At 67.4% G+C, this 24,908-nt stretch carries 24 protein-coding genes; 17 read left to right on the top strand and 7 right to left on the bottom strand.

The window, feature by feature from the left end:
• Window positions 1-12: 12 nt before the first annotated feature.
• From argC to PX554_RS10735, 3 genes are read right to left on the bottom strand one after another with little or no spacing between them, the layout of a single operon-like run.
• Entirely contained in the window at window positions 13-942 is a 930-nt protein-coding gene (gene argC / locus PX554_RS10745) for an N-acetyl-gamma-glutamyl-phosphate reductase (protein WP_275501508.1), read from the bottom strand.
• The gene (locus PX554_RS10740) at window positions 939-1,178 is read right to left on the bottom strand and encodes an SH3 domain-containing protein (protein ID WP_275501506.1); all 240 of its coding nucleotides are present in this window, start codon (window positions 1,176-1,178) and stop codon (window positions 939-941) included. Before PX554_RS10740 ends, argC begins: the two co-directional genes overlap by 4 nt.
• 37 nt (window positions 1,179-1,215) lie before the next feature.
• Complete coding sequence (locus PX554_RS10735; protein WP_093221669.1) at window positions 1,216-1,572, bottom strand: MarR family transcriptional regulator; 357 nt, start codon at window positions 1,570-1,572, stop codon at window positions 1,216-1,218.
• Between the two features lie 223 nt (window positions 1,573-1,795).
• On the opposite strand from PX554_RS10735, the gene secG reads away from it, so the two are divergent.
• Together secG and PX554_RS10725 are read left to right on the top strand one after the other, a co-directional pair.
• Window positions 1,796-2,197, top strand: coding sequence for a preprotein translocase subunit SecG (gene secG / locus PX554_RS10730; RefSeq protein WP_476712850.1), 402 nt, complete (start codon window positions 1,796-1,798; stop codon window positions 2,195-2,197).
• A 105-nt stretch (window positions 2,198-2,302) separates the two neighbouring features.
• Window positions 2,303-3,937 (top strand): CTP synthase, encoded by a 1,635-nt coding sequence (locus PX554_RS10725; RefSeq protein ID WP_093219709.1) that lies wholly within the window; start codon window positions 2,303-2,305, stop codon window positions 3,935-3,937.
• 85 nt (window positions 3,938-4,022) lie between these two features.
• On the opposite strand, the gene PX554_RS10720 is transcribed toward PX554_RS10725, so the two are convergent.
• The gene (locus tag PX554_RS10720) at window positions 4,023-5,408 is read right to left on the bottom strand and encodes an RNB domain-containing ribonuclease (RefSeq protein WP_275501502.1); all 1,386 of its coding nucleotides are present in this window, start codon (window positions 5,406-5,408) and stop codon (window positions 4,023-4,025) included.
• 123 nt (window positions 5,409-5,531) lie between these two features.
• On the bottom strand, window positions 5,532-6,005 hold the full coding sequence (locus PX554_RS10715) for an Hsp20 family protein (RefSeq protein ID WP_093221664.1): 474 nt from the start codon (window positions 6,003-6,005) through the stop codon (window positions 5,532-5,534).
• Between the two features lie 259 nt (window positions 6,006-6,264).
• Between PX554_RS10715 and PX554_RS10710 the strand changes: the two genes are divergently transcribed.
• From PX554_RS10710 to dnaE, 6 genes are all read left to right on the top strand, one after another.
• Window positions 6,265-8,706, top strand: a complete 2,442-nt coding sequence (locus PX554_RS10710) for a TonB-dependent receptor (RefSeq protein WP_275501499.1) — start codon at window positions 6,265-6,267, stop codon at window positions 8,704-8,706.
• A 502-nt stretch (window positions 8,707-9,208) separates the two neighbouring features.
• Window positions 9,209-10,459: a lipoprotein-releasing ABC transporter permease subunit gene (locus tag PX554_RS10705; protein WP_275501497.1), complete on the top strand. Its 1,251-nt coding sequence runs from the start codon at window positions 9,209-9,211 to the stop codon at window positions 10,457-10,459.
• Window positions 10,452-11,126: an ABC transporter ATP-binding protein gene (locus tag PX554_RS10700; RefSeq protein ID WP_275501495.1), complete on the top strand. Its 675-nt coding sequence runs from the start codon at window positions 10,452-10,454 to the stop codon at window positions 11,124-11,126. The genes PX554_RS10705 and PX554_RS10700 overlap by 8 nt, the downstream gene beginning before the upstream one ends.
• Window positions 11,123-11,716, top strand: coding sequence for a GNAT family N-acetyltransferase (locus PX554_RS10695; protein WP_093219697.1), 594 nt, complete (start codon window positions 11,123-11,125; stop codon window positions 11,714-11,716). Before PX554_RS10700 ends, PX554_RS10695 begins: the two co-directional genes overlap by 4 nt.
• Complete coding sequence (locus PX554_RS10690) at window positions 11,713-12,192, top strand: glutathione peroxidase (RefSeq protein WP_093219694.1); 480 nt, start codon at window positions 11,713-11,715, stop codon at window positions 12,190-12,192. The genes PX554_RS10695 and PX554_RS10690 overlap by 4 nt, the downstream gene beginning before the upstream one ends.
• A 201-nt stretch (window positions 12,193-12,393) precedes the next feature.
• Window positions 12,394-15,876 (top strand): DNA polymerase III subunit alpha, encoded by a 3,483-nt coding sequence (gene dnaE / locus PX554_RS10685; RefSeq protein ID WP_275501489.1) that lies wholly within the window; start codon window positions 12,394-12,396, stop codon window positions 15,874-15,876.
• Between the two features lie 53 nt (window positions 15,877-15,929).
• Here the strand turns inward: dnaE and PX554_RS10680 are convergent, their stop codons facing one another.
• Window positions 15,930-16,508: an FMN-dependent NADH-azoreductase gene (locus tag PX554_RS10680; RefSeq protein ID WP_275501488.1), complete on the bottom strand. Its 579-nt coding sequence runs from the start codon at window positions 16,506-16,508 to the stop codon at window positions 15,930-15,932.
• Between the two features lie 95 nt (window positions 16,509-16,603).
• On the opposite strand from PX554_RS10680, the gene PX554_RS10675 reads away from it, so the two are divergent.
• Window positions 16,604-16,981: a winged helix-turn-helix transcriptional regulator gene (locus PX554_RS10675; protein ID WP_093219688.1), complete on the top strand. Its 378-nt coding sequence runs from the start codon at window positions 16,604-16,606 to the stop codon at window positions 16,979-16,981.
• Between the two features lie 7 nt (window positions 16,982-16,988).
• On the opposite strand, the gene PX554_RS10670 is transcribed toward PX554_RS10675, so the two are convergent.
• Window positions 16,989-18,059, bottom strand: a complete 1,071-nt coding sequence (locus PX554_RS10670) for a PA0069 family radical SAM protein (protein ID WP_093219685.1) — start codon at window positions 18,057-18,059, stop codon at window positions 16,989-16,991.
• A gap of 51 nt (window positions 18,060-18,110) precedes the next feature.
• On the opposite strand from PX554_RS10670, the gene PX554_RS10665 reads away from it, so the two are divergent.
• The 8 genes from PX554_RS10665 (at window position 18,111) to PX554_RS10630 (ending at window position 24,871) form a co-directional block, all read left to right on the top strand.
• A complete protein-coding gene (locus PX554_RS10665; protein ID WP_093221661.1) occupies window positions 18,111-18,446 on the top strand; it encodes a VOC family protein in 336 nt (111 codons plus the stop codon).
• A gap of 105 nt (window positions 18,447-18,551) precedes the next feature.
• A complete protein-coding gene (gene ccmC / locus PX554_RS10660; RefSeq protein ID WP_275501483.1) occupies window positions 18,552-19,274 on the top strand; it encodes a heme ABC transporter permease CcmC in 723 nt (240 codons plus the stop codon).
• Between the two features lie 114 nt (window positions 19,275-19,388).
• Window positions 19,389-19,823 (top strand): cytochrome c maturation protein CcmE, encoded by a 435-nt coding sequence (gene ccmE, locus PX554_RS10655; RefSeq protein WP_275501482.1) that lies wholly within the window; start codon window positions 19,389-19,391, stop codon window positions 19,821-19,823.
• Between the two features lie 145 nt (window positions 19,824-19,968).
• The gene (locus tag PX554_RS10650) at window positions 19,969-21,930 is read left to right on the top strand and encodes a heme lyase CcmF/NrfE family subunit (protein WP_275501481.1); all 1,962 of its coding nucleotides are present in this window, start codon (window positions 19,969-19,971) and stop codon (window positions 21,928-21,930) included.
• Window positions 21,927-22,454, top strand: coding sequence for a redoxin family protein (locus PX554_RS10645; protein WP_275501479.1), 528 nt, complete (start codon window positions 21,927-21,929; stop codon window positions 22,452-22,454). Before PX554_RS10650 ends, PX554_RS10645 begins: the two co-directional genes overlap by 4 nt.
• The gene (locus PX554_RS10640) at window positions 22,451-22,858 is read left to right on the top strand and encodes a cytochrome c-type biogenesis protein (protein ID WP_275501478.1); all 408 of its coding nucleotides are present in this window, start codon (window positions 22,451-22,453) and stop codon (window positions 22,856-22,858) included. The genes PX554_RS10645 and PX554_RS10640 overlap by 4 nt, the downstream gene beginning before the upstream one ends.
• Window positions 22,858-23,481: a tetratricopeptide repeat protein gene (locus PX554_RS10635; RefSeq protein ID WP_093221659.1), complete on the top strand. Its 624-nt coding sequence runs from the start codon at window positions 22,858-22,860 to the stop codon at window positions 23,479-23,481. Before PX554_RS10640 ends, PX554_RS10635 begins: the two co-directional genes overlap by 1 nt.
• A gap of 25 nt (window positions 23,482-23,506) precedes the next feature.
• Window positions 23,507-24,871: a cryptochrome/photolyase family protein gene (locus tag PX554_RS10630; protein WP_275501476.1), complete on the top strand. Its 1,365-nt coding sequence runs from the start codon at window positions 23,507-23,509 to the stop codon at window positions 24,869-24,871.
• Window positions 24,872-24,908 lie beyond the last annotated feature (37 nt).

Raw genomic sequence — 24,908 nt, 5'->3', positions numbered from 1 at the left:
ATCGGTGGCCGCTTAAAGCGTCAGCCCGGCGACCGGGTCTAGCCCCGCCATCAAATTGAGGTTCTGCACGGCCGCGCCGGCGGCGCCCTTGCCGAGATTGTCGAGCGTCGCGATCAGCCGCGCCTGGCCGGTCTCGGCGTTGCCGCAGACCCGCAGCGTGAGCCGGTCGGTGCCGGCATCGTCCTCAATCGCAACCGTCGCGGCGTCGCCATCGACGACGCGAACGATCGGCGAGGTCTTGTACGCCTCGCGCAACGCGGCCTCGCACGCGGCGAGCGACGGGCGGCGCGGGAAGATGTGGAGCGGGAGCGGCACTTCGACGAGCATGCCGCGATAGGTGTTGACCACGGTGGGGGTGAAGATCGGTGGATGCTCGACGCGAGCGTGCTTCTGCATCTCGCCGACATGCTTGTGCGCGAGCGCGAGCGCATAGGCGCGCGCGGCGGGGGCCTGCGCGCCGCTCTCATATTCGGCGATCATCGCCTTGCCGCCGCCCGAATAGCCCGACAGGGCGTTTACGGTTAGCGGCCAGTCGGCGGGGATGAGGCCCGCGCGGACGAGCGGACGCACGAGCGCGAGAAAGCCGGTCGGGTAGCAGCCGGGATTGCTGACGCGCGGCGCGGAGGCGACCGCATCGGCCGCGCCGGGTTCGAGTTCGGGGAAGCCGTAGGTCCAGCCTTCCGCCGTCCGGAACGCGGTCGATGCGTCGATCACGCGGGTGCGATCGTTTTCGATCAGCGCCACCGCCTCACGCGAAGCCGCGTCGGGCAGGCACAATATGACGAAGTCGGCGGCGTTCAGCGCCTCGGCACGTGCTCTGGCGTCCTTGCGGCGTTCATCGTCGAGGATGATCTGCTCGATATCGGCACGCCCGGCAAGCCGCTCGCGGATTTCGAGCCCGGTCGTGCCGGCCGCGCCATCGATGAAAACGCGTGTGCTCATGACGAAGCCCTCACCAATGCGGTCTCATCGAGATAGCCGACCAGCCCGCAGCCGGGCGCCTTGCCCCAGGCGTTGCCGCCGGCGAGTTCGAACACCTCGAACACGTCGCCGGGCACCAGCCCGGCCCGGATGTCCGAATCGCTTTCGCGCGCCGCACGCAGCGCGGTCGCGCGGGCGACCACCATCAGCACCGGTGCGGCATAATGCGGGGCGAACACGCGGTCCGCCAGCCGCACGTCGGCGAGATCGCGGCGTACCGCGTTGAAACGGGGATCAATCTCGACCGAGTGCCCCAGCAGCGCGAAGCTCCGGCGTGGGGCTGCGGCGGGGTGTGGGCTGCTCTGTATCGCCGATAAACTGGCCGAACTCTTCAAGAAAATCTGCCCCCTCGGACGTTTGCGCGATGAAGATATTGCGCTTGTCGGTATCGTCGCGCTGGCGCCGCAGATAGCCGAGGGACCCAAGTCTATTCAAGGCGCGCGTGACGACCGGCTTGGAAACGTTCAGAACGCGCGCCAGCCCGCGCACCGTATGCGGCCCGGGCGTGAGATATACGAACAGGAGAAGCGCCATCTGCCGGTTGGTGAGATCGGGCTCGCCCGACCTGACATAATCGACCAGCGCTTGCATCCAGCTATCGAGCGAACGATTGAACACAGAGGCCACGGCGAGTCTTTCTGTTAAGCAACTCGACATCCCGCGGTCCGGGATGCTCGCGAGTTGTAACGATCCGCATTCGCTCTGGTTTCAGACCGCTCCCGAAATGTCCTGCGCCGGCGCCACGGCGGTTGATCGACGGTGATTGCGCGCCTATGTGCGCCGCTTGAATTTCCCCGCAGGGTAGCCCGATTTCATGCTGTTCCAGTTCCTCCTCGTCGTTCACGCCATCATCGCCGCCATGCTGGTGGGGGTGATTCTCGTGCAGAAGTCCGAAGGCGGCGGTCTGGGCATGGGGGGCAGCCCGTCCGGGCTGATGTCGGCGCGCGGCGCGGCGGACTTCCTCACCCGCGCGACGACGGTGCTGGCGACGCTGTTCGTGGCGCTCAGCATCGGTCTCGCCGTGTTGGCGGCGCGCGGCCACACCGCCAAGATCGACACGACGCTGGCGACGGGGAAGCCGGCGGCACCGGCGGCGCAATTGCCGGTACCCCAGGCGCCGGCCGATGACGCGGCGCCCTTCTCCTCGGCGGCCAAGCAGGCGATCGGCAATGACGCCGCGCCGGCGGGCAACAACAGCGTTCCGCTTGCCCGGTAAGCGGAACCGCATCGCGCGGGGGCCGGCGGCTCCCGCTTTTCTTTGATGGTCGCCGGAGTCGCGCGCTTGTCGCGCCACGGCGTTTGACGTTAGGCGTTTCCTCCCATGGCGCGGTTCATTTTCATCACCGGCGGCGTGGTTTCCTCGCTCGGCAAGGGTCTCATGGCGGCGAGCCTCGCCGCATTGCTGCAAGCGCGCGGCTATCGCGTGCGAATCCGCAAGTTCGATCCGTATCTGAACGTCGATCCCGGCACGATGTCGCCCTATCAGCACGGCGAAGTCTATGTGACAGACGACGGTGCCGAGACCGATCTCGATCTGGGCCATTATGAACGTTTCACCGGCGTCGCCTCGCGCCAGTCGGATAACGTCACCTCGGGCCGGATCTATCAGCAGATCATCACGCGCGAACGGCGCGGCGATTATCTCGGCGCGACGGTGCAGGTGATCCCGCACGTCACCGATGCGATCAAGGAGTTCGCGCAGGCCGAGACCGACGATCTCGATTTCGTGCTCTGCGAGATCGGCGGCACAGTTGGCGATATCGAATCGCTGCCGTTCATCGAGGCGCTGCGCCAGCTCAAGAACGATCTAGGGCGCGGCAATTCGATCAGCATCCATGTGACCTTGGTGCCGTACATCGCCGCGGCGGGCGAGTTGAAGACCAAGCCGACCCAGCATTCGGTGCGCGAACTCGCTGCTCTCGGCGTCCAGCCCGACGTCCTGGTGTGCCGCTGCGAACAGCCGCTGCCCGAGAGCGACCGTGCCAAGATCGCGTTGTTCTGCAACGTGCCCAAGGAGGCCGTGATCCCGGCGCTCGACGCGAGGAGCATCTACGCCGTGCCGGTGCAATATCACGAGGAGGGGCTGGACAGCGCGGTCCTAAACGCCTTCGGGATCGCGCCCGGCGCCGCGCCCGATCTGTCGCGCTGGACCGATATCATGGACCGGCTCACCAACCCGGAGGGGGAGGTGACGATCGGCGTGGTTGGCAAATATGTCGGCCTCCAGGACGCGTACAAGTCGCTCAACGAGGCGCTGGTGCATGGCGGCATCGCCAATCGCGTCAAGGTCAACGTCCAGTGGATCGACGCCGAACTGTTCGAGGCTGCGGACAGCGACATCGCCGCCAAGCTCGAACCGATGCACGCGATCCTCGTTCCCGGCGCGTTCGGGTCGCGCGGTGCCGAGGGCAAGATCGCCAGCGTCCGCTTCGCGCGCGAGCGGCGCGTGCCGTATCTCGGCATCTGCTTCGGCATGCAGATGGCCTGCGTGGAAGGCGCGCGCGATCTCGCCGGCATCGCCGAGGCGAGTTCGACCGAATTCGGCCCGACCAGCGAGCCGGTCGTCGGCATGATCACCGAATGGATGAGCGAAGCCGGTATCGAGAAGCGCGAGGAAGGCGGCGATCTCGGCGGGACGATGCGGCTCGGCGCATATGAGGCCAAGCTCGACGGCAACAGCGTCGTCGCCTCGATTTACGGCAGCGAGTCGATCTCCGAGCGCCATCGCCACCGCTACGAGGTCAACACCGCCTACCGCGAGGCGCTGGAAAAGGGCGGGCTCGTGTTCAGCGGCATGTCGCCCGACGGGATGCTTCCCGAGATCGTCGAGCGGCCCGACCATCCATGGTTCGTAGGCGTGCAGTTCCACCCGGAACTGAAGAGCAAGCCGTTCGATCCGCATCCGTTGTTCAAGAGCTTCATCGAAGCGGCGGTGCGGCAGAGCCGCCTGGTCTGAGGTCCGTGGAAGCGCGCGCTGGCCGAGGCCCGCGTCGCGTGATCGGGCCTTCGCCCGTGCGGCCGCCGATGCCCCTGACGGGCGATCAGCCGATCCGCTCGAACGTCACGCTGCGCTTGTCGACGTCGACCGTGCTCAACCGCACCCGCACCGCATCGCCGGGGGCGACGCCCGTCGCGGGCACCCGCACCACCACCGGCGCCTCGCACAACTGGATGCGCGCGCCCCGATCATTGGCATCGGTGACGACCGCGTCGAAGCGCTCGCCGATATCGCTCGACAGCATCACCGCCTCGGCCAGATCGATTACCGCACGGTCGATGTCGCCGCCGCGCGCTTCGGCCTTGGCCATCACCTTGGGCAATGTCTCGAACGCGGCGGCGACGGTATCCGGCACCGGCCGGCCGTTGGCGATGGCGAGGGTCGCCTCCACCACATAGCGATCCGCCAGGCGGCGCAGCGGCGCGGTGACGTGGGCGTAGGTCGCCGCCATCGCCGCATGCCAAGGCTTCACCCCGTCGCGATATGGTGTGTAGCTCGCGCCCTGACCAGCGCGGCGGATCGCGAGCATGAACGCCGCCTCGTGCGGATCGGCGGCATCCAGCGTGCGCGCGTAATCGTCGAGCGATTGCGCATCGGGCCAATCGAGCCGGTAAGCGCGCGCGGTGTTGCGGAGCCGGGCGATGGCGCGTGCGTCGGGCACGGCCATCACGCGGAACAGCCCCGTATGGTGCGAGACCAACGTATCGGCGACGGCCATGTTGGTGGCGAGCGAGAGCGCGGCGTTTTGGTCCTCGGCGGCGAGGCGCGGACGGAAGGCGAGTTGGTATGCGCCGCCGCCGGCCGCGCTCACTTCCTGGTCTGGCGGATCGACACGAGCGGCGCCCCGCGCGGTCTCGGCGGCCGCGATCCGGCGCGACAGTTCGGTGAAGCCTGTTGGCAGGTCGGCTTCGCTCACGCTGTCATAGGCGAGTTTGGCACGGCTGCGGATCAGTGCGCGCTCGGCACCGTCGAGCGTGACCGCGCCATCGCCCGCGACGCGTACCGTGAAGATCACCGCGGGGCGTGGGCCGTCCGGCAGCAGGCTCGCGGCACCCTGGCTCAGAACCGGCGGATACAGCGGGGCCTTGCCATCGGGCAGGTACAGGGTCTCGCCACGCCGCCACGCCTCGGTATCGATCGGATCGCCGTCGCCGACGAACCAGGCGACATCGGCGATCGCATAGCGCAACAGCAGGTCGCCCCCCGCCGTCTGGATCGAGAACGCCTGGTCGAGATCGGTCGAACTCGCGGGATCGAGCGTGACGAACGGTTCGGCGGTGCGATCGAGATGCTCGGCGGGCGTGCGCCGCGCGGCGGCTTCGGCGGCGGCCAGTACCTCGGGCGGGAAGCTCTCGGGCACCTGATATTGCGTGCGGATGGCGAGCAGCCCGCGCGCGAGCGCGTGTCCGGGGTCGATGAGCGTCTTCATTCCCATCCGCTACACGCGATCGAACGCGCGGAAAAGGCATGCAAAAAGGGCGCCCGGAACGATCCGGGCGCCCTCCTGCGGCGCTCTCGATGGGGGAGGGGGGCGAGAGCGCCCGGCCGCGCGTTACGCGGCCTGTGCTTCGTTGGCCGACGCGTTCTCGACAGCGGCGAGGGGGGTGCCGGTCTTGATCGCGATGGTCTTGGGCTTGGCCGCTTCCGGCACTTCGCGGACGAGGTCGATCACGAGCAGGCCATCGGTGAGGCGGGCATCATCGACGCGCACGAAATCGGCGAGTTCGAAGCGGCGCTCGAAGCTGCGATTGGCGATGCCGAGATGCAGGAAGGTGTTCTGGCCTTCCTTCTCATCCTTCTTGCCCTTCACCTGCAGCAGATTCTGCTGGGCGACGATCTCGATCTCGTCACGGCTGAAGCCGGCGACGGCGAGGGTGATCCGGTAGCGGTCGTCGGCGACGCGCTCCAGGTTGAACGGAGGATAATTGTCCGCCGCCTGCTGGCGCGCGCTGGCTTCGAGCATGTCGAAGAGCCGGTCGAAACCAATCGCGGAACGGCGGAAAGGGGTGAAATCGAACTGACGCATGTGCATGCCTCCTGTGAGCGAATGAACGGTGCTGAAGAGTGCCCGCACACGGCGCGGCACCCGGTTTCGTGCGGCCCGGTCGGCGCCGCACGCCCCAGATTTGGGGCGCTCGTTTTCGCGTTCAAGAGCCTTTGATGTGGATTTTTGCGTGGGCCGCGAAGCCAAACTTTAGCGGTGTGAAGAACGAACGGGATGAAATCCTAGTGCGACGGTGGGTATTGAAGGGCGACTCGAATAAGAAAGTCTCAAGGGGGATATGATGTTCGCTCATCTCACGTCGATTTTGCTGGCTTCGTCGGCCGCTGTGCCCGAGGCGCCGGCCGCGCAGCCGTCTCCCGCGCAGGCTCAGGTGCAGTCCGGCGGCGATGGCGACGTGGTGGTGACGGCGCGCCGCCGCGAGGAGCGCGCGCAGGACGTGCCGATCGCGATGTCGGTGATCGGCAGCGACCAGATCGACCGCACCGGTGCGTTCAACGTCAACCGCCTGCAGCAGCAGCAGCCCGCGCTGCAATTCTATTCAAGCAATCCGCGCAACTCCTCGATCAACATTCGCGGTCTCGGCACGCCATTCGGCCTCACCAACGACGGGATCGAGCAGGGCGTCGGCTTCTATCTCGACGGCGTCTATGTCGGCCGGGTCGGCGCCTCGACCTTCGATTTCGTCGATGTCGACCGGGTCGAGGTGCTGCGCGGCCCGCAGGGCACGCTCTACGGCAAGAACACCACCGCCGGCGCGGTCAACATCACGACGCGCGCGCCGAGCTTCACGCCCGATGCCCGCTTCGAGGTGAGCGGCGGCGATTATGCCTATTGGCAGGCCAAGGCTTCGGTGTCGGACAAGGTGGTCGGCGATACGCTGGCGGCGCGTCTGTCGGCCTCCGTCACCAAGCGCGGCGGCACGATCTACGATCGCACCAGCAATCAGTATCTGCAGAAGCTCGACAATTTCAGCGTGCGTGGCCAGTTGCTGTGGAAGCCGCGCAACGACATGGATTTCCGCCTGACCGGTGACTTCAACTTCCAAAACCCGTTGTGCTGCGTGCAATATTACGCGCGGCTCGCGCCGACGCAGCGCGCCACCAATCGCCAGTACACCGCGCTCGCTGCGGCGCTCGGCTACGCACCGCCGAGCACCAACGCGTTCGACCGCGTGACCGATCTCGACGCGAGTATCAATTCGAAGCAGGAAATGGGCGGCGCCTCGCTGGTCGGCAATTGGGATATCGGCCCGGCGACGATCACCTCGGTCTCGGCGTGGCGCTATTGGGACTGGAAACCGGCGAACGACCGCGATTACGTCGGCTTGCCGATCACCACCGTTTCGCAGAACCCATCGCAGCAGAAGCAATGGTCGCAGGAACTGCGGATCGCCTCGAACGGCAAGAACACGCTCGATTACACGGCGGGCGTGTTCTACTTCCATCAGACGATCAACACGCAAGGATCGCAGGTGCAGGGAAGCGCGGCGAGCCGCTGGCTTCTGTCGGGCACGGACGCATCGAACCCGAATGTGCTCAACGGCTTGACCTCGACCAACACGATCAACTTCAAGAACGACAGCTTCGCGGTGTTCGGCAAGCTCAATTGGCAGCCCGTTTCCGGGCTCCATCTCGCGCCCGGTCTGCGCGTGAATTACGATAAGAAGTCCGGCTATTACGACTCGGTGGTGAGCATCCACAACAGCCAGTACGACTTTGTTGCGACCGCCGACAATGTCGCGACGATGCTCAACTCGAAGACCGGCGCAGCGCGGACGACCTTCGCCAACCAGATCAACACGCTCGCGCCCCAGCGTTACAGCCCGCGGTTCAGCGCGTGGAACGTGTCGGGCGATTTCACGCTCTCCTACGATGTGACGGCGGATGTCCACGCTTATGCGACCTATGCGCGCAGCTTCAAATCGGGCGGCATCAACCTGTCGGGCCTGCCGCTGGATACGACCAACACCATCGCCGATCTGACCAAGCAAACGGTGAAGCCCGAGAGCGAGGATCATTTCGAGGTCGGGATCAAGACGCAGTTCCTCGATCGCAAGCTGACGCTCAACCTCGCCGGCTTCTGGACCGACGTGCATGATTATCAGGCGACGGTGAACAACGGCCAGACCACGGTGATCCGGGGCTATCTCGCCAATGCCGGGCTGGTGCGGGTGCGCGGCGCCGAGTTCGATGCGTCGTATCGGCCGAGCGCACGGGTCAATCTCTACACCAACGGCGCCTATACCGACGCCAAGTATCTGCGCTTCACCAACGCGCCCTGCGCGCCCGAACTGGCCGGCGGCAACCCGGCGCTGAACGGCGCCACGCCCGCACCGGCGGGCACGCCCGGCCTCAGCCCGCTGACGTGCGACATCTCCGGGACGGTGCTGCCGGGCATCTCGAAATGGTCGTTCTCGTTCGGCGGCGAGGTCAACGTGCCGGTCGGCAACGGTCAGGTCTATGCCGGCTATGACGGCAGCTATCGCTCGCGCTTTTCGTCCAACCCGTCGGTGTCGCGCTACATGTGGATCGACGGCTACTCGCTGTCGAACTTCCGGCTCGGCTACCGGCAGGACAGCTTCAACGTGTTCGGCTGGGTGCGCAACGCCTTCAACCAGAACTATTATGAGCTGCTGTCGGCGCAATCGGGCAGCACGGGCCTGATCGTCGGCCAGCCGGGCGATCCGCGCACGATCGGCGCGACGATCTCCAAGTCGTTCTAAGGGTGTGGGGCGGCGGGGCATCGCTCCGCCGCCGGACATATCGCGGACATATCGGCTTGCTTATTGGCGAGCGGGTGGAAGGGTCTGCCGCGGCCGGCGGCAAAGCCGCCGTCGGTCGGGTTCGCTAAAGCGACCCGCCGGCCGGTTGCGGCGCTGCGCAGAGCGCATCGGCGGCGTTGCCGCCTTCGCCGCAACGCCAAACGCCCGGGCCGTTTCCAGCCCGAGCGCCTGCGTGACGATCGCTCGTCAGCCCCCAAATCGTCTCCGCCCACACGCCTTTTGGCGGGACTGGAAACTCTCCCCGAACCACGGCCATTGCCTGTGTCTCAGTGATTGTGTTGCTAGGGCGACAACCCCCTTTTGTCACCGTCATTGTGACACGGTTGCGGCGATTGCGGCGGGGCTGTGGCGTATGCGCAACAGGGTATGCAGGTTGCCAGCGGCGCACGCGCGACCTAGAGCGGCGATGACTTACCTCCCGGGGGCCGGGCAGACACCGCATATGATCCTTTCCCGTTACGAACGCATGATCGCCAAGCGCTATTTGCTGCCGGGGCGTGGCGAAGCGTTCATCTTCCTCGTCGCCGGCATCAGCCTGGTCGCGGTGATGCTCGGCGTCGCCGCGCTCATCATCGTGATGAGCGTGATGAACGGCTTCCGCGCCGAGCTGTTCGACAAGATCGTCGGGCTCAACGGCCATGCCGTGATCCAGGGGATCGGCAACGATCTGCCCGACTGGCGCAATATCGCCAAGATTACCATCAAGACGCCGGGCGTAACCAGTGCGGTGCCGCTGATCGAGCAGCCGCTCGCCGTGACCTATTCGGGCCGTTCCGAGGGCATCCTCGTCCGCGGCATGCGGGTCGAGGACATCCGCTCGAACGCGACGATCGGCAGCAAGGTGGTGATGGGGTCGCTCGACAGCATCACCGCCGGCAGCGGCCGCGTCGCGATCGGCAGCCGGCTCGCGGAGGCGCTCGGCGCGCAGGTCGGCAGCCAGATTTCGATCTTCAACCCGCTCGGGCAATCGACGCCGTTCGGCACGGTGCCGCGCGTGGTCAGCTACACGGTCGGTGCGATCTTCGAGGTCGGCGTGTACGATTACGACATCAAATATATCGTCATGCCGATCGAGGACGCGCAGACCTTGCTGCTGATGGGCGATTCGGTGGGCATGATCGAGGTCAACACGGTCGACCCCGACCGCGTCAACGCGATCCTAGAGCCGGTCGAGACCCAGATCGCGGGCCGCGCCGTCATCACCACCTGGCAGCAGATGAACGCGCAGCTCTTTCAGGCGCTCGCGGTCGAGCGGGTGGCGATGTTCACGGTGCTGTCGATCATCATCCTCGTCGCGGTGTTCAACATCCTGTCCTCGCTCATCATGCTCGTGCGCGCCAAGACGCGCGACATCGCGATCCTGAGGACGATGGGCGCGTCGCGGTTCGGGCTGATGAAGATCTTCATGGTGGTCGGCACGACGATCGGTGCGCTCGGCGTGGTGGCCGGTCTGGCGCTGGGGTTCGTGTTCCTGTTCTTCCGCCAGTCGATCGTCGATTTCGTGCAGTTGGTGACCGGGCAGAACCTGTGGGATCCCTCGATCCGCTTCCTGACCGAATTGCCCTCCAAGACCGATCCGGTCGAGGTCACCGGCATCGCGGTGATGGCGCTGGTGTTCAGCTTCCTCGCCACCTTGTACCCCGCGTTCAAGGCGGCGAGTACCGATCCCGTGCAGGTGTTGCGTTATGAGTGAGCCGGTTCTCGCCGTCAGCGGCCTCGCGCGCAGCTTCGAACAGGGCGGGGTGCGGATCGACGTTCTGCGCGGTGTCGACATGACGGTCGGGCAGGGCGAGATCGTCGCGCTGCTCGGCCCATCGGGATCGGGCAAGTCGACCTTGTTGCAGGCGGTCGGCTTGCTCGAAGGCGGGTTCGAAGGATCGATCCGCATCGCCGGCGCCGAAGCCGCCGAACTCGATTCGGACGGGCGCACGCGCGTCCGGCGCGAGTCGCTCGGTTTCGTCTATCAGTTCCACCACTTGCTGCCCGATTTCAGCGCCGCCGAGAATGTCGTGCTGCCGCAGATGATCCGCGGCGCCGACCGCGCCGCCGCCGATGCGCGCGCCGAGGCGCTGCTCACCGCGCTCGGGCTCGGCCACCGTTTGACGCACCGGCCCAGCCAATTGTCGGGCGGCGAGCAGCAACGCGTCGCGGTGGCGCGCGCGCTCGCGAACCAGCCCGCGCTCGTCCTCGCCGACGAGCCGACCGGCAATCTCGATGAAGCCACGGCGGATGTCGTGCTGGCCGAATTCCTCCGGCTGGTGCGCGGCGAAGGCTCGGCGGCGCTGGTCGCGACGCATAACGAGCGGCTCGCGCAGAAGATGGACCGCGTGGTGCGCCTTCACGAAGGCACGCTCGGATGAGCCTGTGGCGCTCGGTGCCGACGCTCAAGGGCCAGCACGTCACGCTGCGGCCGCTGACCCGTGATGACGGCCCGGCGCTGGTCGAGGTCGCCCGCACCGATGGGCTGTGGGATCTGTTCTACGCGAGCGTCGCCAAGCTCAAGAATGTCGATGCCTTCATGGGCGAGACCTTCGCCGAGCAGGATTATGGCCGGGTGATCCCGTTCGCGGTGCTAGCCGGGGGCCGGGTGGTAGGCACGACGCGCTATTTGCGCGTGGCCGAGAAGCACCGGCGGCTCGAGATTGGCGGCACCTTTTACGCGACCGCCGTCCAGCGGACCGGCGTCAACACCGAGGCGAAGTTGCTGCTGCTCGGCCATGCTTTCGATGTGCTCGGCTGCCAATGCGTGCAGATCCGCACGGATACGCTCAACAAGCGCAGCCAGGCGGCGATCGAACGGCTGGGCGCCAAACGCGACGGCGTGCTGCGCGGGCATCAGATCATGGCGGACGGGCGGCTGCGCGATTCGGTGGTCTATTCGATCCTCGACCGTGAATGGCCGGGCGTGCGCCAGAACCTGGAATATCTGCTGGCGAGGCATGCGAGATGACCGCGATCACCGATTTCGTCGTGACGGCATCGAGCGGCGCGCGGGCTGACCTGTCGGTCTATGCCGGCGAGGTGCTGTTGATCGTGAACACCGCCTCGAAATGCGGCTTCACCCCGCAATATGAGGGGCTGGAGGAACTCTATCAGCGCTACGCCGCGCGCGGCTTCACGGTGCTGGCGTTCCCCTGCAACCAGTTCGGCGCGCAGGAGCCGGGCGACGCCGCCGAAATCGCGACCTTCTGCTCGCTGACCTATGACGTGACCTTCCCGGTCTTCGCCAAGATCGACGTGAACGGTCCCGCCGCCGATCCGCTGTTCACCGCGCTGAAGGCGGCGGCGCCGGGGCTGCTCGGCACCAAATCGATCAAGTGGAACTTCACCAAGTTCCTCGTCGATCGCAGCGGCAAGGCGGTCGCGCGTTTCGGGCCGAGAACGGTGCCCGAGGCGATCGCGGCGGATATCGAGCGGCTGCTGTAAGGACGTTCGTCACCCCAGCGCACGCTGGGGTCTCGCGCGGCTTTCGCGACCCGCCCGATCTGGGCAGAGCCCCACTTGGCGGACGTTCCGCGCTTCGCGACGAGATGCCAGCGTGCGCTGGCATGACGCGTGGGGCCGCAGATGCGCCCGATCCGCCACATGACGGTTTCGCGAATCGCGTGAGGCGCGCATAGACGGGCGATGGCCCATTCCGCGTTCGTTCCGCTGCGTATCTTCTCGTGTTTCACCATGCTCGACGGCGCGATCGACCCCAAGGCGATCGCCAAGCGCGCGCAGGAACTGGGCTTTCCCGCCGCCGCGCTGACCGATCGCAATGGCCTCTATGCGGCGATGGCCTATTCCGACGCGGCCAAGAAAGCCGGCGTGCAGCCGGTGATCGGCACGATGCTCGGGTTGGCCCGGCCCGACATGCCCGATGGCGTCGAGCCGGTGTTCGATTGGCTGGCGCTCTACGCGCAGGACGAGACCGGCTATCGCAACCTGTGCGAACTGGTGTCGCAGGCGCATCTGGACCGGCCGCTCGAACATGCGCCGCATGTGTCGTTCCAAACGCTGGCCAAGCATACGGACGGGCTGATCGCGCTCACCGCCGGGCGCGAGGGGGGGCTCACGCGACTGTTCGCCGAAGATCAGCCGGCGCGCGCGCTCGCCTATGCCGATCGCTTGCAGGCGCTGTTCCCCGATCGGCTGTATATCGAACTGACGCGGCGGCTCGATCCGATCGAGGGCAAGGCGGAAGCGCCGCTCGTCGATCTTGCCTATGACCGCAATCTGCCGCTGGTCGCGACCAATCCCTGCTGTTTCGCCGAGGCCGATTTCGTCGAGGCGCATGATGCGATGCTGTGCATCGCCAGCTCGTCGTATCTCGCCAGCGAGGATCGCCCGCGCAGCTCGCCCGATGCCTGGATGAAGCCGGCGGACGAGATGCGGACCTTGTTCGCCGATCTGCCCGAGGCGATCGCCAACACGCTCGTCGTCGCGCAGCGGTGCGCGGTGGCGGCCCCCTATCGCAAGCCGATCCTGCCGAGCCTCGCGGGCGACCGCGAGGGTGAGGCGGAGGCGCTGCGGGTCACCTCGCGCGCCGGGCTGAAGGCGCGGCTCGCCAAGGCGAAGATCACCGACCCGGCGCTGCGCGACACCTATGCGAAGCGGCTCGAGTTCGAGCTCGACGTCATCATCTCGATGGGCTTCCCCGGCTATTTCCTGATCGTCGGCGACTTCATCAAATGGGCTAAGGATCACGACATTCCGGTCGGGCCGGGGCGCGGATCGGGCGCGGGCTCGGTGGTGGCGTGGGCGCTGACCATCACCGATCTCGATCCGATCAAGCTCGGGCTGCTGTTCGAGCGCTTCCTCAACCCGGAACGCGTGTCGATGCCCGACTTCGACATCGACTTCTGCGAAACCCGGCGTGGCGAGGTGATCCGCTACGTGCAGGAGAAATACGGCCGCGATCAGGTCGCGCAGATCATCACCTTCGGGAAGCTCAAGGCGCGCGCGGTGCTCAAGGACACCGGCCGCGTGCTCCAGATGAGCTACGGCCAGGTCGATCGGCTCGCCAAGCTGGTGCCAAACCTGCCCGCGGACCCGTGGACGCTCGACCGCGCGCTCAACGGCGTCTCCGAACTCGCCGCGGAGTATAAAGGCGACGCGGGCGTCAAGCATCTGCTCGATCTCGCGATGAAGCTGGAAGGCTTGCCCCGCCATTCCTCCACCCACGCCGCTGGCGTGGTGATCGGCGATCGACCGCTCGCCGAACTCGTGCCACTCTACCGCGATCCGCGCTCGGACATGCCGGTCACCCAGTTCGACATGAAATATGTCGAGGGCGCCGGCCTCGTGAAGTTCGACTTCCTCGGCCTCAAGACGCTTTCGGTGTTGCAGAAGGCGGTGCAGATGCTCGCCGACCGCGGCGTCTCGATCGACCTGTCGGCGCTCGAATGGGATGACGAGGGCGTCTACAAACTGCTCCAGAAGGGCGACACGGTCGGCGTGTTCCAGCTCGAATCGGAGGGGATGCGGCGCACGCTGGCGGCGGTGAAGCCGTCCAACTTCGGCGACATCATCGCGCTCGTCTCGCTGTACCGGCCCGGGCCGATGGACAACATCCCGAGCTTCGGCCGCCGCAAGAACGGGCAGGAGCCGATCGAATACCCCCACGCACTGCTCGAACCGATCCTGGCGGAGACCTACGGCATCTTCGTCTATCAGGAACAGGTGATGCAAGCGACGCAGATCCTCGCCGGCTATTCGCTGGGGGGCGCCGATCTGCTGCGCCGCGCGATGGGAAAGAAGATCAAGGCGGAGATGGACGCGCAGCGCGCCATCTTCGTGAAGGGCTGCGCCGAGCACAACCAGATCCCCGCCGCCAAGGCGAACGAGCTGTTCGACTTGATCGACAAGTTCGCCGGCTACGGCTTCAACAAGTCGCACGCGGCGGCCTATGCGTTGCTCGCCTATCAGACGGCGTGGCTCAAGGCGCATCATCCGCACGAATTCTTCGCCGCCTCGATGTGCTACGACATGGCGCTCACCGACAAGCTGAGCATCTTCGTGGACGATATGCGGCGGCTGGGCGTCGCGATCCTGCCGCCCGACATCAACCGCAGCGAGGCCGAGTTCTCGGTCGAGGACGCGGGAGACGGTCTGGCGGTGCGCTACGCGCTCGGCGCGCTCAAGAGCGTCGGCGAGGCGGCGATGGAGAAGCTCGTCGCCGAACGCGAGGCCAATGGCAAGTTCGCCACGCTCGACGATCTCGCGCACCGCGTCGATCCGCGCCTGCTCAACAAGCGCCAGTTGGAGACGCTGGCTGGCGCGGGCGCGTTCGATGCGTTCACCCCCAATCGCGCCGGCATCCACGCCGCCGCCGAGACGATCCTCGCGACGGCTTCGCGTGTGCAATCGATGCGCGCGAGCGGGCAGGGTGGGCTGTTCGGCGGCGCCGATGCCGCCGAGCCGCCAATCCGCCTGCCCAACGCGCACTGGCCGCTCGCCGAGCGGATGGAGGCGGAGAAGGAGGCGTTCGGCTTCTATTTCTCGGCGCACCCGGTCGACCGCCACGGCCATCTCGCGCGGATGCACGGCGCGCGCAGCTATGCGACGCTGGGTGAACTCGACATCCCCGACGACGGCAAATCGCGCGCCGGCGCGATGATGGCGGTGCTGGTCGAGGACGCGCGCTGGCGTACTTCGGCACGCGGGCGGCGCTATCTGATGGCGACGCTCTCCGATCCATCCGGGCAGTTCATCGCGACCTGTTTCGACGATGCCGTCGCGGCCGATCTGGAGGAAGCCGCGCGCGAGGGTGCGTGCGGTTTGTTGACGGTGGAGCTCGACCGGCGGCCCGGCGAGGAGACGCCACGCGTCTCGGTCAAACGGTTGCAGCGGTTCGATTCGCTGGCGACCGCCGCGCGCTTCATGCTCGACCTCACGGTCGAGACCCCGGCGGCGATGCAGACGCTCGCCGGCGTCCTCGCCGACCATCGCGGCGCGCGCGGTGAGGTGTGGGCGAAGGCGGCGATGCCCGAGGGCGGCTTCGCGCGGCTGCTGCTCGGGCGTGACTTCCTGCTCGATCAGGAACTGGCGACGCGGATCGAGGGACTGCCGGGGATCAGCGGCGTCGCGCTGAAGACGTCGGAGACGCGGCTGGCGCTCGTCGGGTAGCGTTTGGCGGATGGCGCCGGCAGGTGACGTTCGCCACCCGCCGGCGCCCACGATCAGGCGGCGAGCCGGTCGATCGCCTGGTGCGCGCTGTCGAGCGCGGCGGTGAGATGATCCGGGCCGGCCCGCACCCCTTCCGCGATGACGAACTCCGTGGTCGCGCCCAGAAAGCCGAACAGGCCGCCCAGCAATGTTTCGAGATGCTCGAAGGCGGCCGCCGGCGCGCCCGGCCCATAGAAGTTGCCACGCGACACCACGACGATGATGCGCTTGCCCGCGACCAGCCCCGTCACGCCCTCGGGGCCATAACGGAAGGTACGGCCGGGAATGACGATGCGGTCGATCCATGCCTTGAGCTGGCTCGGGACCGTGAAATTGTACATCGGCGCGCCGATCACGACGACATCGGCGGCGAGGAATTCCGCGAGGATCGCTTCGCTGGCGGCGGAGGCGTCGCCCTCGCCGCCCGGGAACGATGCCAGATCGAGGTGCGGCAACGGCGCGGCGGCGAGATCGCGTTTGATGACCTCGGCGCCCGGATCGGCGGCGACCAGTTTCGCGACGACCTTTTCCGTGAGCGGTCGCGACACCGAGCTCTCGCCGGTGATGCTCGAATCGATCTGAAGCAGTTTCATTATGCAGGGTCTCCGGTATAGAAACGTAACCGGGGCGGGATATGTTACCGTAGGCAAGCGACGCGCAAGGAGGCACTATTTTGTTACCTGGTCACATGGATGTGACTGATCTTGACCCGGCCGACATCCACGCCGGCTGCAAGAACGTCACGCCGGTACTCGCCCGCATCGGCGACAAATGGAGCATCCTGGTGGTGATGGTGCTCTCCGTCGGGCCGCGTCGTTTCAATGAACTCAAGCGGTTGATCGACGGCATCTCGCAGCGGATGCTCACACACACGCTGCGCAGCCTCGAACGCGACGGGCTGGTTCGTCGCACCGTTTTCCCCACGATCCCGCCGCGCGTGGATTATGAACTGACCCCGCTCGGTCATTCGCTGCGTGTGCCGGTCAAGGCGCTCGGGCTTTGGGTGATGGATAATATGGACGAGATCACGCGCTCCCGCATGGCGTTCGACAGCCGAGAGGATTGAGACGCCGCTAGAACAACTCCCCCTGCGGCCCGGCCGGAGCCCGGAACAGGTCCGTCCGCAGCACCAGTTTCTCGCGCGTCAGCCCATGTTTGCGGCAGGCGATCTGAACGCGGGTGCGAAGCAGGTCCGCCCACGGCCCTTGGCCGCGCATGCGCGTGCCGAAATTGGGGTCGTTGTCGCGTCCCCCGCGCAGCGCCTGGATCGTCGCCATCACCTTGGCGGCGCGGTCCGGGAAATGCTCGTCGAGCCAGGCGCGGAACAGCGGCGCGACTTCGTGCGGCAGGCGCACCGGGATGAAATTGACGTTGCGCGCGCCTGCCTGCGCCGCGCGCGCGATGAGATGCTCGATCTCATGATCGGTGATCGCCGGGATGACCGGCGACACGGAGACATAGGTCGGCACCCCCGCCTCGCTCAGCGCCTTCACCGCCGTCAGCCGCCGCTCGGGCGTGGGCGCGCGCGGCTCGACGGTCATCGCGGTGCGCCGGTCGAGCGAGGTGACCGAAATCATCACCGCGATCAGCCCGCGCTTCGCCATCGGCGCGATAAGATCGAGATCGCGCAGGATTCGGTCGGACTTGGTGGTGATGAACAGTGGGTGGCCCGTCTCGGCGAGCACTTCGAGGCAGCCGCGCATGATGCGCCATTCGGCCTCGATCGGCTGATACGGATCGGTGTTGGTGCCGAACGCGATCGGCTGGACGACATAGCCGCGTTTGCCGAGTTCGGCGCGCAGCAACGCGGGCGCGTCGGGCTTGGCGAACAGCCGGCTTTCGAAATCGAGCCCCGGCGACAGATCGAGATAGGCGTGGGTTGGCCGTGCGAAGCAATAGATGCAGCCGTGCTCGCAACCGCGATAGGGATTGATCGAGCGGTCGAAGCTGATGTCGGGCGAGCTGTTGCGCGTGATGATCGTGCGCGGCGTCTCGACCGTGACCGTCGTGCGAAGCGGCGCCGGGCCGTCATCGACGATCGCGCGCGCGTCGAGCCAATCGCCATCGGCCTCGCGCTCGGGCAGGTTGAAGCGCGTGCTCTCACGATTGACGGTCGCGCCGCGCGCTGGGCGAGTCTTTGCCATTGCCCGATGCTACGCCCGCCTATAGAACAATACAAGAACATGGAGGGCGAGATGGCGCGAATCAACTATGTCGAACTGCCGGTCGCGGACACCGCGCGGGCGAAGGCGTTTTACGGGTCGGCATTCGGCTGGGTCTTCACCGATTTCGGGCCAAGCTATGCCGCGACCACCAGCGGCGACACCGATCTCGGCCTTCAGGCCGATCCGGCGGAGAAGACCGCGGCGGCGCTGCCGGTGATCGACGTGGCCGATGTGGATGCGGCATTTGCGTCGGTCGAGGCGGCGGGCGGCGCGATCACGCTGCCGATCGTCGCCTATCCGGACGGACGGCGCTTCCACTTTCGCGATCCCGACGGGCACGAAATGGCGGTATCGCAATCCGACTGATCTTCGCTCAGGCTCAGGTGAGGCGCTTGGCCGGGTGCGTCGGCCTTCACCGCATCGACGAGTTTGGTTGAGTGTCTTCGCGCAATTGCCTAGACGCTGGAGATCGTGGCTTCCCTTCATGCCCTTGCCAATCCTGCGCGCTTCCTCAAGCTGGCGCGGCCGCTGACGCCGGCGTTGTTCTGGGTGGGCGTCGTGCTGGTCGCGATCGGCGCCTGGGCGGGGCTGACGCGGACACCGGCGGATTATCTCCAAGGCGAGACCGTGCGTATCCTCTACATCCACGTGCCCGCCGCGTGGCTGGGGATGGGCGGCTGGAGCAGCATCGCGCTGTGTTCGCTCGCCTATCTGGTGTGGCGCCATCCGTTGGCGATGGTCGCGGCGCGCGCGCTCGCGCTGCCCGGCGCGGTGTTCGCCGCGCTGTGCCTCGTCACTGGGTCGATCTGGGGGCGGCCGACCTGGGGCACCTGGTGGGAGTGGGACGGGCGGCTGACCTCGATGCTGCTGCTGCTGTTCGTCTATCTTGGCTTCATGGCGTTGCTGCGCGCCGATGCCGATCGGGGCGGGGACGGCCGCATTCCCGCGCTGTACGGGGTGGCGGGATCGGTGCTGCTGCCGATCATCCGCTATTCGGTGGTGTGGTGGAACACGCTCCACCAGGGCGAGAGCATCGGCCTCACCCGCTCGAGCATCGACGCGAGCATGTTGTGGCCGCTGTGGTTCACGCTCGGCGGCTTTTCGCTGTTCTTCGCGAGTGTGGTGCTGATGCGGATGCGCACGATCCTCGCGATCACCAAGGCCGAAGCGCGGCTGCGCCGGATGGCGCGATGAGGATTGCGGCGTGAACCCCTGGCCGTTCGTCATCGCCGCGTACGCGATCACCGGCATCGGCGCGGCCGCGCTTGCGGCGTGGAGCTATCTCGCGATGCGGGGCAGCGAACGGCGGTGAAGGCGAAGCAGCAACGCATGATGCTCGCGGGCCTCGGGCTGGCGGCGGTGGCGGCGGCGGCGCTGCTCGCGCTGTCCGCGCTCAAGGATCAGGCGTCGTTCTTCTACGCGCCGAGCGACGTCCAGCGCCAGGGCCTGCCGCTCGGGCGCGCGGTTCGGCTCGGCGGCATGGTCGAGGCCGGCTCGATCAAACGCCAGGCCGACGGCGTCTCGATCCATTTCGTCGTCGGCGATGGTGTTGCGCGCGTGCCCGTCACGTTCCGCGGCATCGCGCCCGATCTGTTCCGTGAGCGCTCCGGCGTGGTGGCGGAGGGATCGTTCAACCCCGATGGCAGCTTTACTGCGACCAACCTGCTCGCCAAGCACGACGAGAAGTACATGCCGCCGCAGCTTGCGGGCAAGATGCACGAAACGAAGACATTGCGGGAATGAGCGTTCGCGTGTCCCTTCTTACTCCCCTCCCTGAAAGGGAGGGGCCGGGGGTGGGTCGGCCCGGGGCGGCCGCAACGTTCCCTTGCGAGCAACCCACCCCCGACCCCTCCCTTCCAGGGAGGGGAGGCATCCCCGCAGGCGCCGCATGATCGCCGAAGCCGGCCTCGCCGCTCTGTGGCTTGCCGCCGCGCTGGCGGCGATGCAGGTCGCGCTCGCCGCCATCAGCGTGCGGCGTGTGCTCGCCGCGCCGGATGACGACAGCGCGCTGACCACAGAGCTGATCGGCGCGGTGCGACCGGTGGCGATCGTGCAGGGCGCACTCGCGGCGCTGGCGATGGCGCTGCTGATCGCGGTGTTCCTGCGCAGCGATATGTCGGTGCTGCTCGTCGCCGAGAACAGCCATTCCGAAAAGCCGTGGCTCTATAAATTCGCCGGAGCGTGGGGGAACCACGAAGGCTCAATGCTGCTGTGGGTGACGATCCTCGGGCTGGCGGGCGGCGCGGTCGCGATCTTCGAGCGCAGCCTTGCGCGCGCGACGCTGACCGCGACGCTCGGCGCGCAGGCGCTGATCGCGCTTGGCTTCTACGCGTTCCTGCTGTTCGCCTCGAACCCGTTCGCGCGGATCGATCCGGCACCGGCGGACGGGCAGGGCCTCAACCCGTTGTTGCAAGATCCGGGTTTGGCCTTCCACCCGCCGACGCTGTACATCGGCTACGTCGGCATATCGGTGGCGTTTTCGTTCGCGGTCGGCGCGCTGGTGGCGCGCGACGTCGGGCCGGCGTTCGCGCGCGCGATGCGGCCGTGGGTGCTCGGCGCATGGATCTTCCTGACGCTCGGCATCACCGCGGGCAGCTATTGGGCCTATTACGAACTCGGCTGGGGCGGCTGGTGGTTCTGGGACCCGGTCGAGAACGCGTCGCTGATGCCGTGGCTGGCGGCGACCGCGTTGCTCCATTCGGTGACGGTGCTGGCGACGCGCGATGGTCTCCGCGCCTGGACGGTGATGCTGGCGGTGGTCGCCTTCTCGATGTCGATGATCGGCACGTTTCTGGTGCGCTCGGGCATCCTCACCAGCGTTCATGCCTTCGCGGTCGATCCGACGCGGGGCAGCTTCATCCTCGCGCTGCTGGTGCTGTACATCGGCGGCGCGCTGGCGCTGTTCGCGACCCGCGTCGGCACGGTGCGCGCGGGCAATACCTTCGATCCGGTCAGTCGCGAGGGCGCTTTGGTCGCCAACAATCTGCTGCTGTCAGTGATCCTCGGCGTGGTGCTGATCGGCACGCTCTACCCGATCGTCGCGGCTGGGTTCGGCGTGCAATTGTCGGTCGGTCCGCCGTTCTTCGACAAGGCGGCGGGGCCGGTTGCGCTGCTGCTGGTGGTGGTGATGGCGGCGGGGCCGCTGCTGCGATGGCGGCGCGATGGCTGGCGCGCGCTGGCGGCGCGAATGGCGGTGCCGGGCGCGGCGTTCGCGATCGGGCTGATCGCGCTGCTGGTGTTCGGCGGTGGCGTTTCGCTGTTGCCACTGCTCGGGCTGGCGCTCGCGGGCGGCCTGGCAGTGGCGAGCGTCGCGCCGCTGTGGCGACGCAATCTGCTGCGCACGCCGCTGTTCACCTGGGGAATGGTGGTCGCGCATCTCGGCATCGCGGTGAGCCTTGCCGGCATGGCCGCTGAGAGCGCGTTCACCAAGCAGACATTGGTCGCGGCGCGGGTCGGCGAGCCGCTGCAAGTCGGGCCGTACACCGTGACGCTGAAGGGGATTTCGCCGGTGATCGGCCCGAACTGGTCGGCGCTCGAGGCGCATCTGGTGGCGCGGCGCGGTGATGCGCCGGCGATCGTGCTGCGCCCGCAATCGCGCTTCTTCACCAACCCGGTGACGGTGACGAGCGAATCGGCGATCGCGACGCGCTGGGACGGGCAGGTGTACACGGTGCTCGGCCAGATTGACCCCTCCGGCCGGGTGCAGTTGCGCTTGTGGTGGAAGCCGTTCGTGACGCTGATCTGGCTCGGCGGCGCGCTGGTCGCGCTGGGCGGCGCACTCTCTCTGTTCGGGCGGCTTCTGCGCGAACGACGCGCGCGGCGGCGTGTCGAAGCGGAGGCCTGGGCGTGAAGGGCCTGAAACTGTGGCTGCCGCTGGTCGCGTTCGTCGCGGTGCTGGGGATCATCGCCAGCGCGCTGTACCGGCCGGCCGACCGCACGGTCTATTCGGCGCTGGTCGGCAAGCCGCTGCCGGCGTTCGAGACGCCGCCGTTGCTGCCCGACAAGCCCGGCCTCGCCAGCGCGGCGTTCCACGACGGCAAGCCTAAGCTGCTTAACATCTTCGCGAGCTGGTGCGTGCCCTGCGTCGCCGAGGCGCCGCAACTGATGGCGCTCAAGGCGGCGGGGGTCACGATCGAGGGCGTCGCGATCCGCGATACCCCGCAGGCGATGCGCGACTTCCTCGCGCGCGCTGGCGACCCCTATGCGGCGATCGGCGACGACAAGGCGAGCGCGGTACAACTTTCGCTCGGCTCGTCGGGCGTGCCGGAGAGCTTCCTGATCGACGGCGACGGCACGATCCTGCTCCAGCACGTCGGCGATATCCGTGCCGACGAAGTGCCCGGCATCGTCGCCAAGCTGCGGGCCGCACGATGAGGCGGGTCGCGCTCGCGCTGTCGCTGCTCGCGGCGGCCCCCGCCTTCGCCGACAGCACTCTGCCGCCCGCGCCGCTCGCCAGCACGCAATTGCCCGATCCGGCACAGGAGGCGAAGGCGCAGGCGCTGATGGTGACGTTGCGCTGCCTCGTCTGCCAGGGCCAGTCGATCGCCGACAGCGACGCCGAGATGGCGGGCGACATGCGCGCGCTGGTGCGCCAGCGCATCCAGGCGGGGGAACAGCCCGCACAGATCCGTGACTGGCTGGTCGCGCGCTATGGCGATTACGTCACCTATGATCCGCCGTTCAGCCTGCTCACCGCGCCGCTCTGGATCGCGCCGCTCGCGCTGATCGCGATCGGCCTGTGGCTGGCGCGCGCGTGCTTCCGGAGGCGCCGCCGGTGATGGGGTGGATCGCGCTCGGGCTGATCGGTGTGGCCGTGGCAGCGGCGCTGTGGCTGCTTGGCCTCGCGCGGCCGCTGTGGAGCTTCGTCGGCGCCGGGCTGATGCTCGGCGCGACCGGCTATGCGGTGCAGGGCAGGCCGGGGCTGCCCGGTCACCCGGTCGAGCCGTTCGCGCGGCCGATCCCGGTTGATCCCGGTTTGATTGAACTGCGCGGCGATATGCTCGGCCGCTATACTGGCGAGGCCGCCTATATGGTGATGGCCGACGGGCTCACCCGTGCGGGCAACCCGCGTGCGGCGGTGCAGATCATGCGCGGCGGGGTCGGGAATGCGCCCGACAATTTCGCTTTGTGGACGTGGCTCGGCATGGCCTATGTCCAGCATGACGGCGCGGTGTCGCCGGCGGCGCGGCTGGCGTTCACGCGCGCGATGCAGCTTGCCCCTAACCATCCAGCACCGCCGTTCTTCCTCGGTGTCGCGCTGATCCAGAGCGGGGACTTCGCCGCCGCGCGGCCCTATTGGGCACGCGCGCTGGCGCTTGCTCCCAAGACGATCTCGTACCGGCCTGCGATCGCCGAGCGGCTCGCGATTCTTGATAAATATCTAGCCGCGACGAAGCCGTAAGCGCGCTGCGGCGTTACGCCTTGCGATGACATCCCCAACACTCCTGTGGCTCCGGCGCGATCTGCGCCTCGCCGATCAAGCCGCACTTGCCGCCGCCGCGCACGATGGCGCGGTGATCCCGATCTATATCCTCGACGACGAGACGCCGCAGCAGTTCGCGATGGGCGGCGCCTCGCGCTGGTGGTTACATCACAGCCTCGCCGCGCTTGACACAGCATTGCGCGCCAAGGGTTCGCGGCTGATCCTGCGACGCGGTGGTAGCGCCGCGACGCTCGCCGCGCTCGCCGAGGAGACCGGCGCGACGCGAGTCCACTGCCTGCGCCATTACGAACCTTGGTGGCGCGCGGCCGAGCGCGCGGTCGCAGAGCGGCTCGATCTGATCTGCCACGACGGCAATTACCTCGCCCCGCCGGGATCGATCACCACCGGCAGCGGCGTGCCGTACAAGATCTACACGCCGTTCTGGCGCGCGCTCCAGCAGCATATGCCGCCGCCCGCGCCCCACCCGGCGCCGCGCGCGATCCCCGCGCCGGCGCACTGGCCCAAGAGCGAAACGCTCGCCGATTGGGCGCTGCTGCCGACCAAGCCTGATTGGGCCAAGGCGTTCGCAGCCGACTGGACCCCCGGGGAGGCCGGCGCGCACGAGCGGCTCGCCGATTTCCGGGATGAGGCGGATGGCTATCCCGAGGCGCGCAACCTGCCCTCGGTCGAGGGCAGTTCGCGGTTGTCGCCGCATCTGCACTTCGGCGAGATCTCGCCCGCACAGGTGTGGCACGGCGTCGGCACGAAGGCGACCATCTTCCTGAGCGAGATCGGCTGGCGGGATTACGCGCAGACCGTCATCCTGCAACGGCCCGATTATGCGGTGAAGAACGGCCGTACCGCGTTCGATGCGATGCCGTGGCGCGACGACCGCGCGGCGCACGCCGATCTACGCGCGTGGCAGCAGGGCCGCACCGGCTATCCAATCGTCGACGCTGGCATGCGCCAGCTCTGGACGACGGGGTGGATGCATAACCGCGTGCGGATGATCACCGCTTCGTTCCTCATCAAGCACCTGCTGATTGACTGGCGCGCGGGTGAACGCTGGTTCTGGGACTGTCTGGTCGATGCCGATTACGGCAACAATTCGGTCAATTGGCAGTGGACGGCAGGCAGCGGGATCGATTCGAACATGTTCCCGCGGATCATGGCGCCGCTCACCCAATCGGCCAAGTTCGACGCGGGCGACTATATCCGCGAGTGGGTGCCCGAACTCGCCGGGGTCGGCGATGCCGCGATCCACGACCCCGAAGCCGCTGGCTGCCGCCCCCGCGATTATCCGGCCAAGCGGATTGGCCACCGAGAGGCCCGCGAGCGCGCGCTGGCGGCTTATCGTCGGACGAAATGACCTCTTGTGGCGGCGCGGGGCCTCGGTGCATGGGCTG

The organism is Sphingomonas pollutisoli, assembly GCF_029167165.1.
In the GTDB taxonomy this organism is placed as follows: Bacteria; Pseudomonadota; Alphaproteobacteria; order Sphingomonadales; family Sphingomonadaceae; genus Sphingomonas; species Sphingomonas pollutisoli.
This window is presented reverse-complemented; position numbering and strand designations above follow the sequence as displayed.

What these genes read in the sequence shown, in the direction of transcription:
- PX554_RS10640 (WP_275501478.1), top strand. Translation starts at nt 22,451, where the DNA reads ATGAGGCGGGTCGCGCTCGCGCTGTCGCTGCTCGCGGCGGCCCCCGCC.
- PX554_RS10735 (WP_093221669.1), bottom strand. Translation starts at nt 1,572, where the DNA reads ATGCAAGCGCTGGTCGATTATGTCAGGTCGGGCGAGCCCGATCTCACC.
- PX554_RS10725 (WP_093219709.1), top strand. Translation starts at nt 2,303, where the DNA reads ATGGCGCGGTTCATTTTCATCACCGGCGGCGTGGTTTCCTCGCTCGGC.
- PX554_RS10690 (WP_093219694.1), top strand. Translation starts at nt 11,713, where the DNA reads ATGACCGCGATCACCGATTTCGTCGTGACGGCATCGAGCGGCGCGCGG.
- PX554_RS10695 (WP_093219697.1), top strand. Translation starts at nt 11,123, where the DNA reads ATGAGCCTGTGGCGCTCGGTGCCGACGCTCAAGGGCCAGCACGTCACG.
- PX554_RS10720 (WP_275501502.1), bottom strand. Translation starts at nt 5,408, where the DNA reads ATGAAGACGCTCATCGACCCCGGACACGCGCTCGCGCGCGGGCTGCTC.
- PX554_RS10700 (WP_275501495.1), top strand. Translation starts at nt 10,452, where the DNA reads ATGAGTGAGCCGGTTCTCGCCGTCAGCGGCCTCGCGCGCAGCTTCGAA.
- secG (WP_476712850.1), top strand. Translation starts at nt 1,796, where the DNA reads ATGCTGTTCCAGTTCCTCCTCGTCGTTCACGCCATCATCGCCGCCATG.
- PX554_RS10665 (WP_093221661.1), top strand. Translation starts at nt 18,111, where the DNA reads ATGGCGCGAATCAACTATGTCGAACTGCCGGTCGCGGACACCGCGCGG.
- argC (WP_275501508.1), bottom strand. Translation starts at nt 942, where the DNA reads ATGAGCACACGCGTTTTCATCGATGGCGCGGCCGGCACGACCGGGCTC.
- PX554_RS10675 (WP_093219688.1), top strand. Translation starts at nt 16,604, where the DNA reads ATGGATGTGACTGATCTTGACCCGGCCGACATCCACGCCGGCTGCAAG.
- PX554_RS10650 (WP_275501481.1), top strand. Translation starts at nt 19,969, where the DNA reads ATGATCGCCGAAGCCGGCCTCGCCGCTCTGTGGCTTGCCGCCGCGCTG.
- PX554_RS10705 (WP_275501497.1), top strand. Translation starts at nt 9,209, where the DNA reads ATGATCCTTTCCCGTTACGAACGCATGATCGCCAAGCGCTATTTGCTG.
- PX554_RS10680 (WP_275501488.1), bottom strand. Translation starts at nt 16,508, where the DNA reads ATGAAACTGCTTCAGATCGATTCGAGCATCACCGGCGAGAGCTCGGTG.
- PX554_RS10710 (WP_275501499.1), top strand. Translation starts at nt 6,265, where the DNA reads ATGTTCGCTCATCTCACGTCGATTTTGCTGGCTTCGTCGGCCGCTGTG.
- PX554_RS10635 (WP_093221659.1), top strand. Translation starts at nt 22,858, where the DNA reads ATGGGGTGGATCGCGCTCGGGCTGATCGGTGTGGCCGTGGCAGCGGCG.
- PX554_RS10630 (WP_275501476.1), top strand. Translation starts at nt 23,507, where the DNA reads ATGACATCCCCAACACTCCTGTGGCTCCGGCGCGATCTGCGCCTCGCC.
- dnaE (WP_275501489.1), top strand. Translation starts at nt 12,394, where the DNA reads ATGGCCCATTCCGCGTTCGTTCCGCTGCGTATCTTCTCGTGTTTCACC.
- PX554_RS10715 (WP_093221664.1), bottom strand. Translation starts at nt 6,005, where the DNA reads ATGCGTCAGTTCGATTTCACCCCTTTCCGCCGTTCCGCGATTGGTTTC.
- PX554_RS10670 (WP_093219685.1), bottom strand. Translation starts at nt 18,059, where the DNA reads ATGGCAAAGACTCGCCCAGCGCGCGGCGCGACCGTCAATCGTGAGAGC.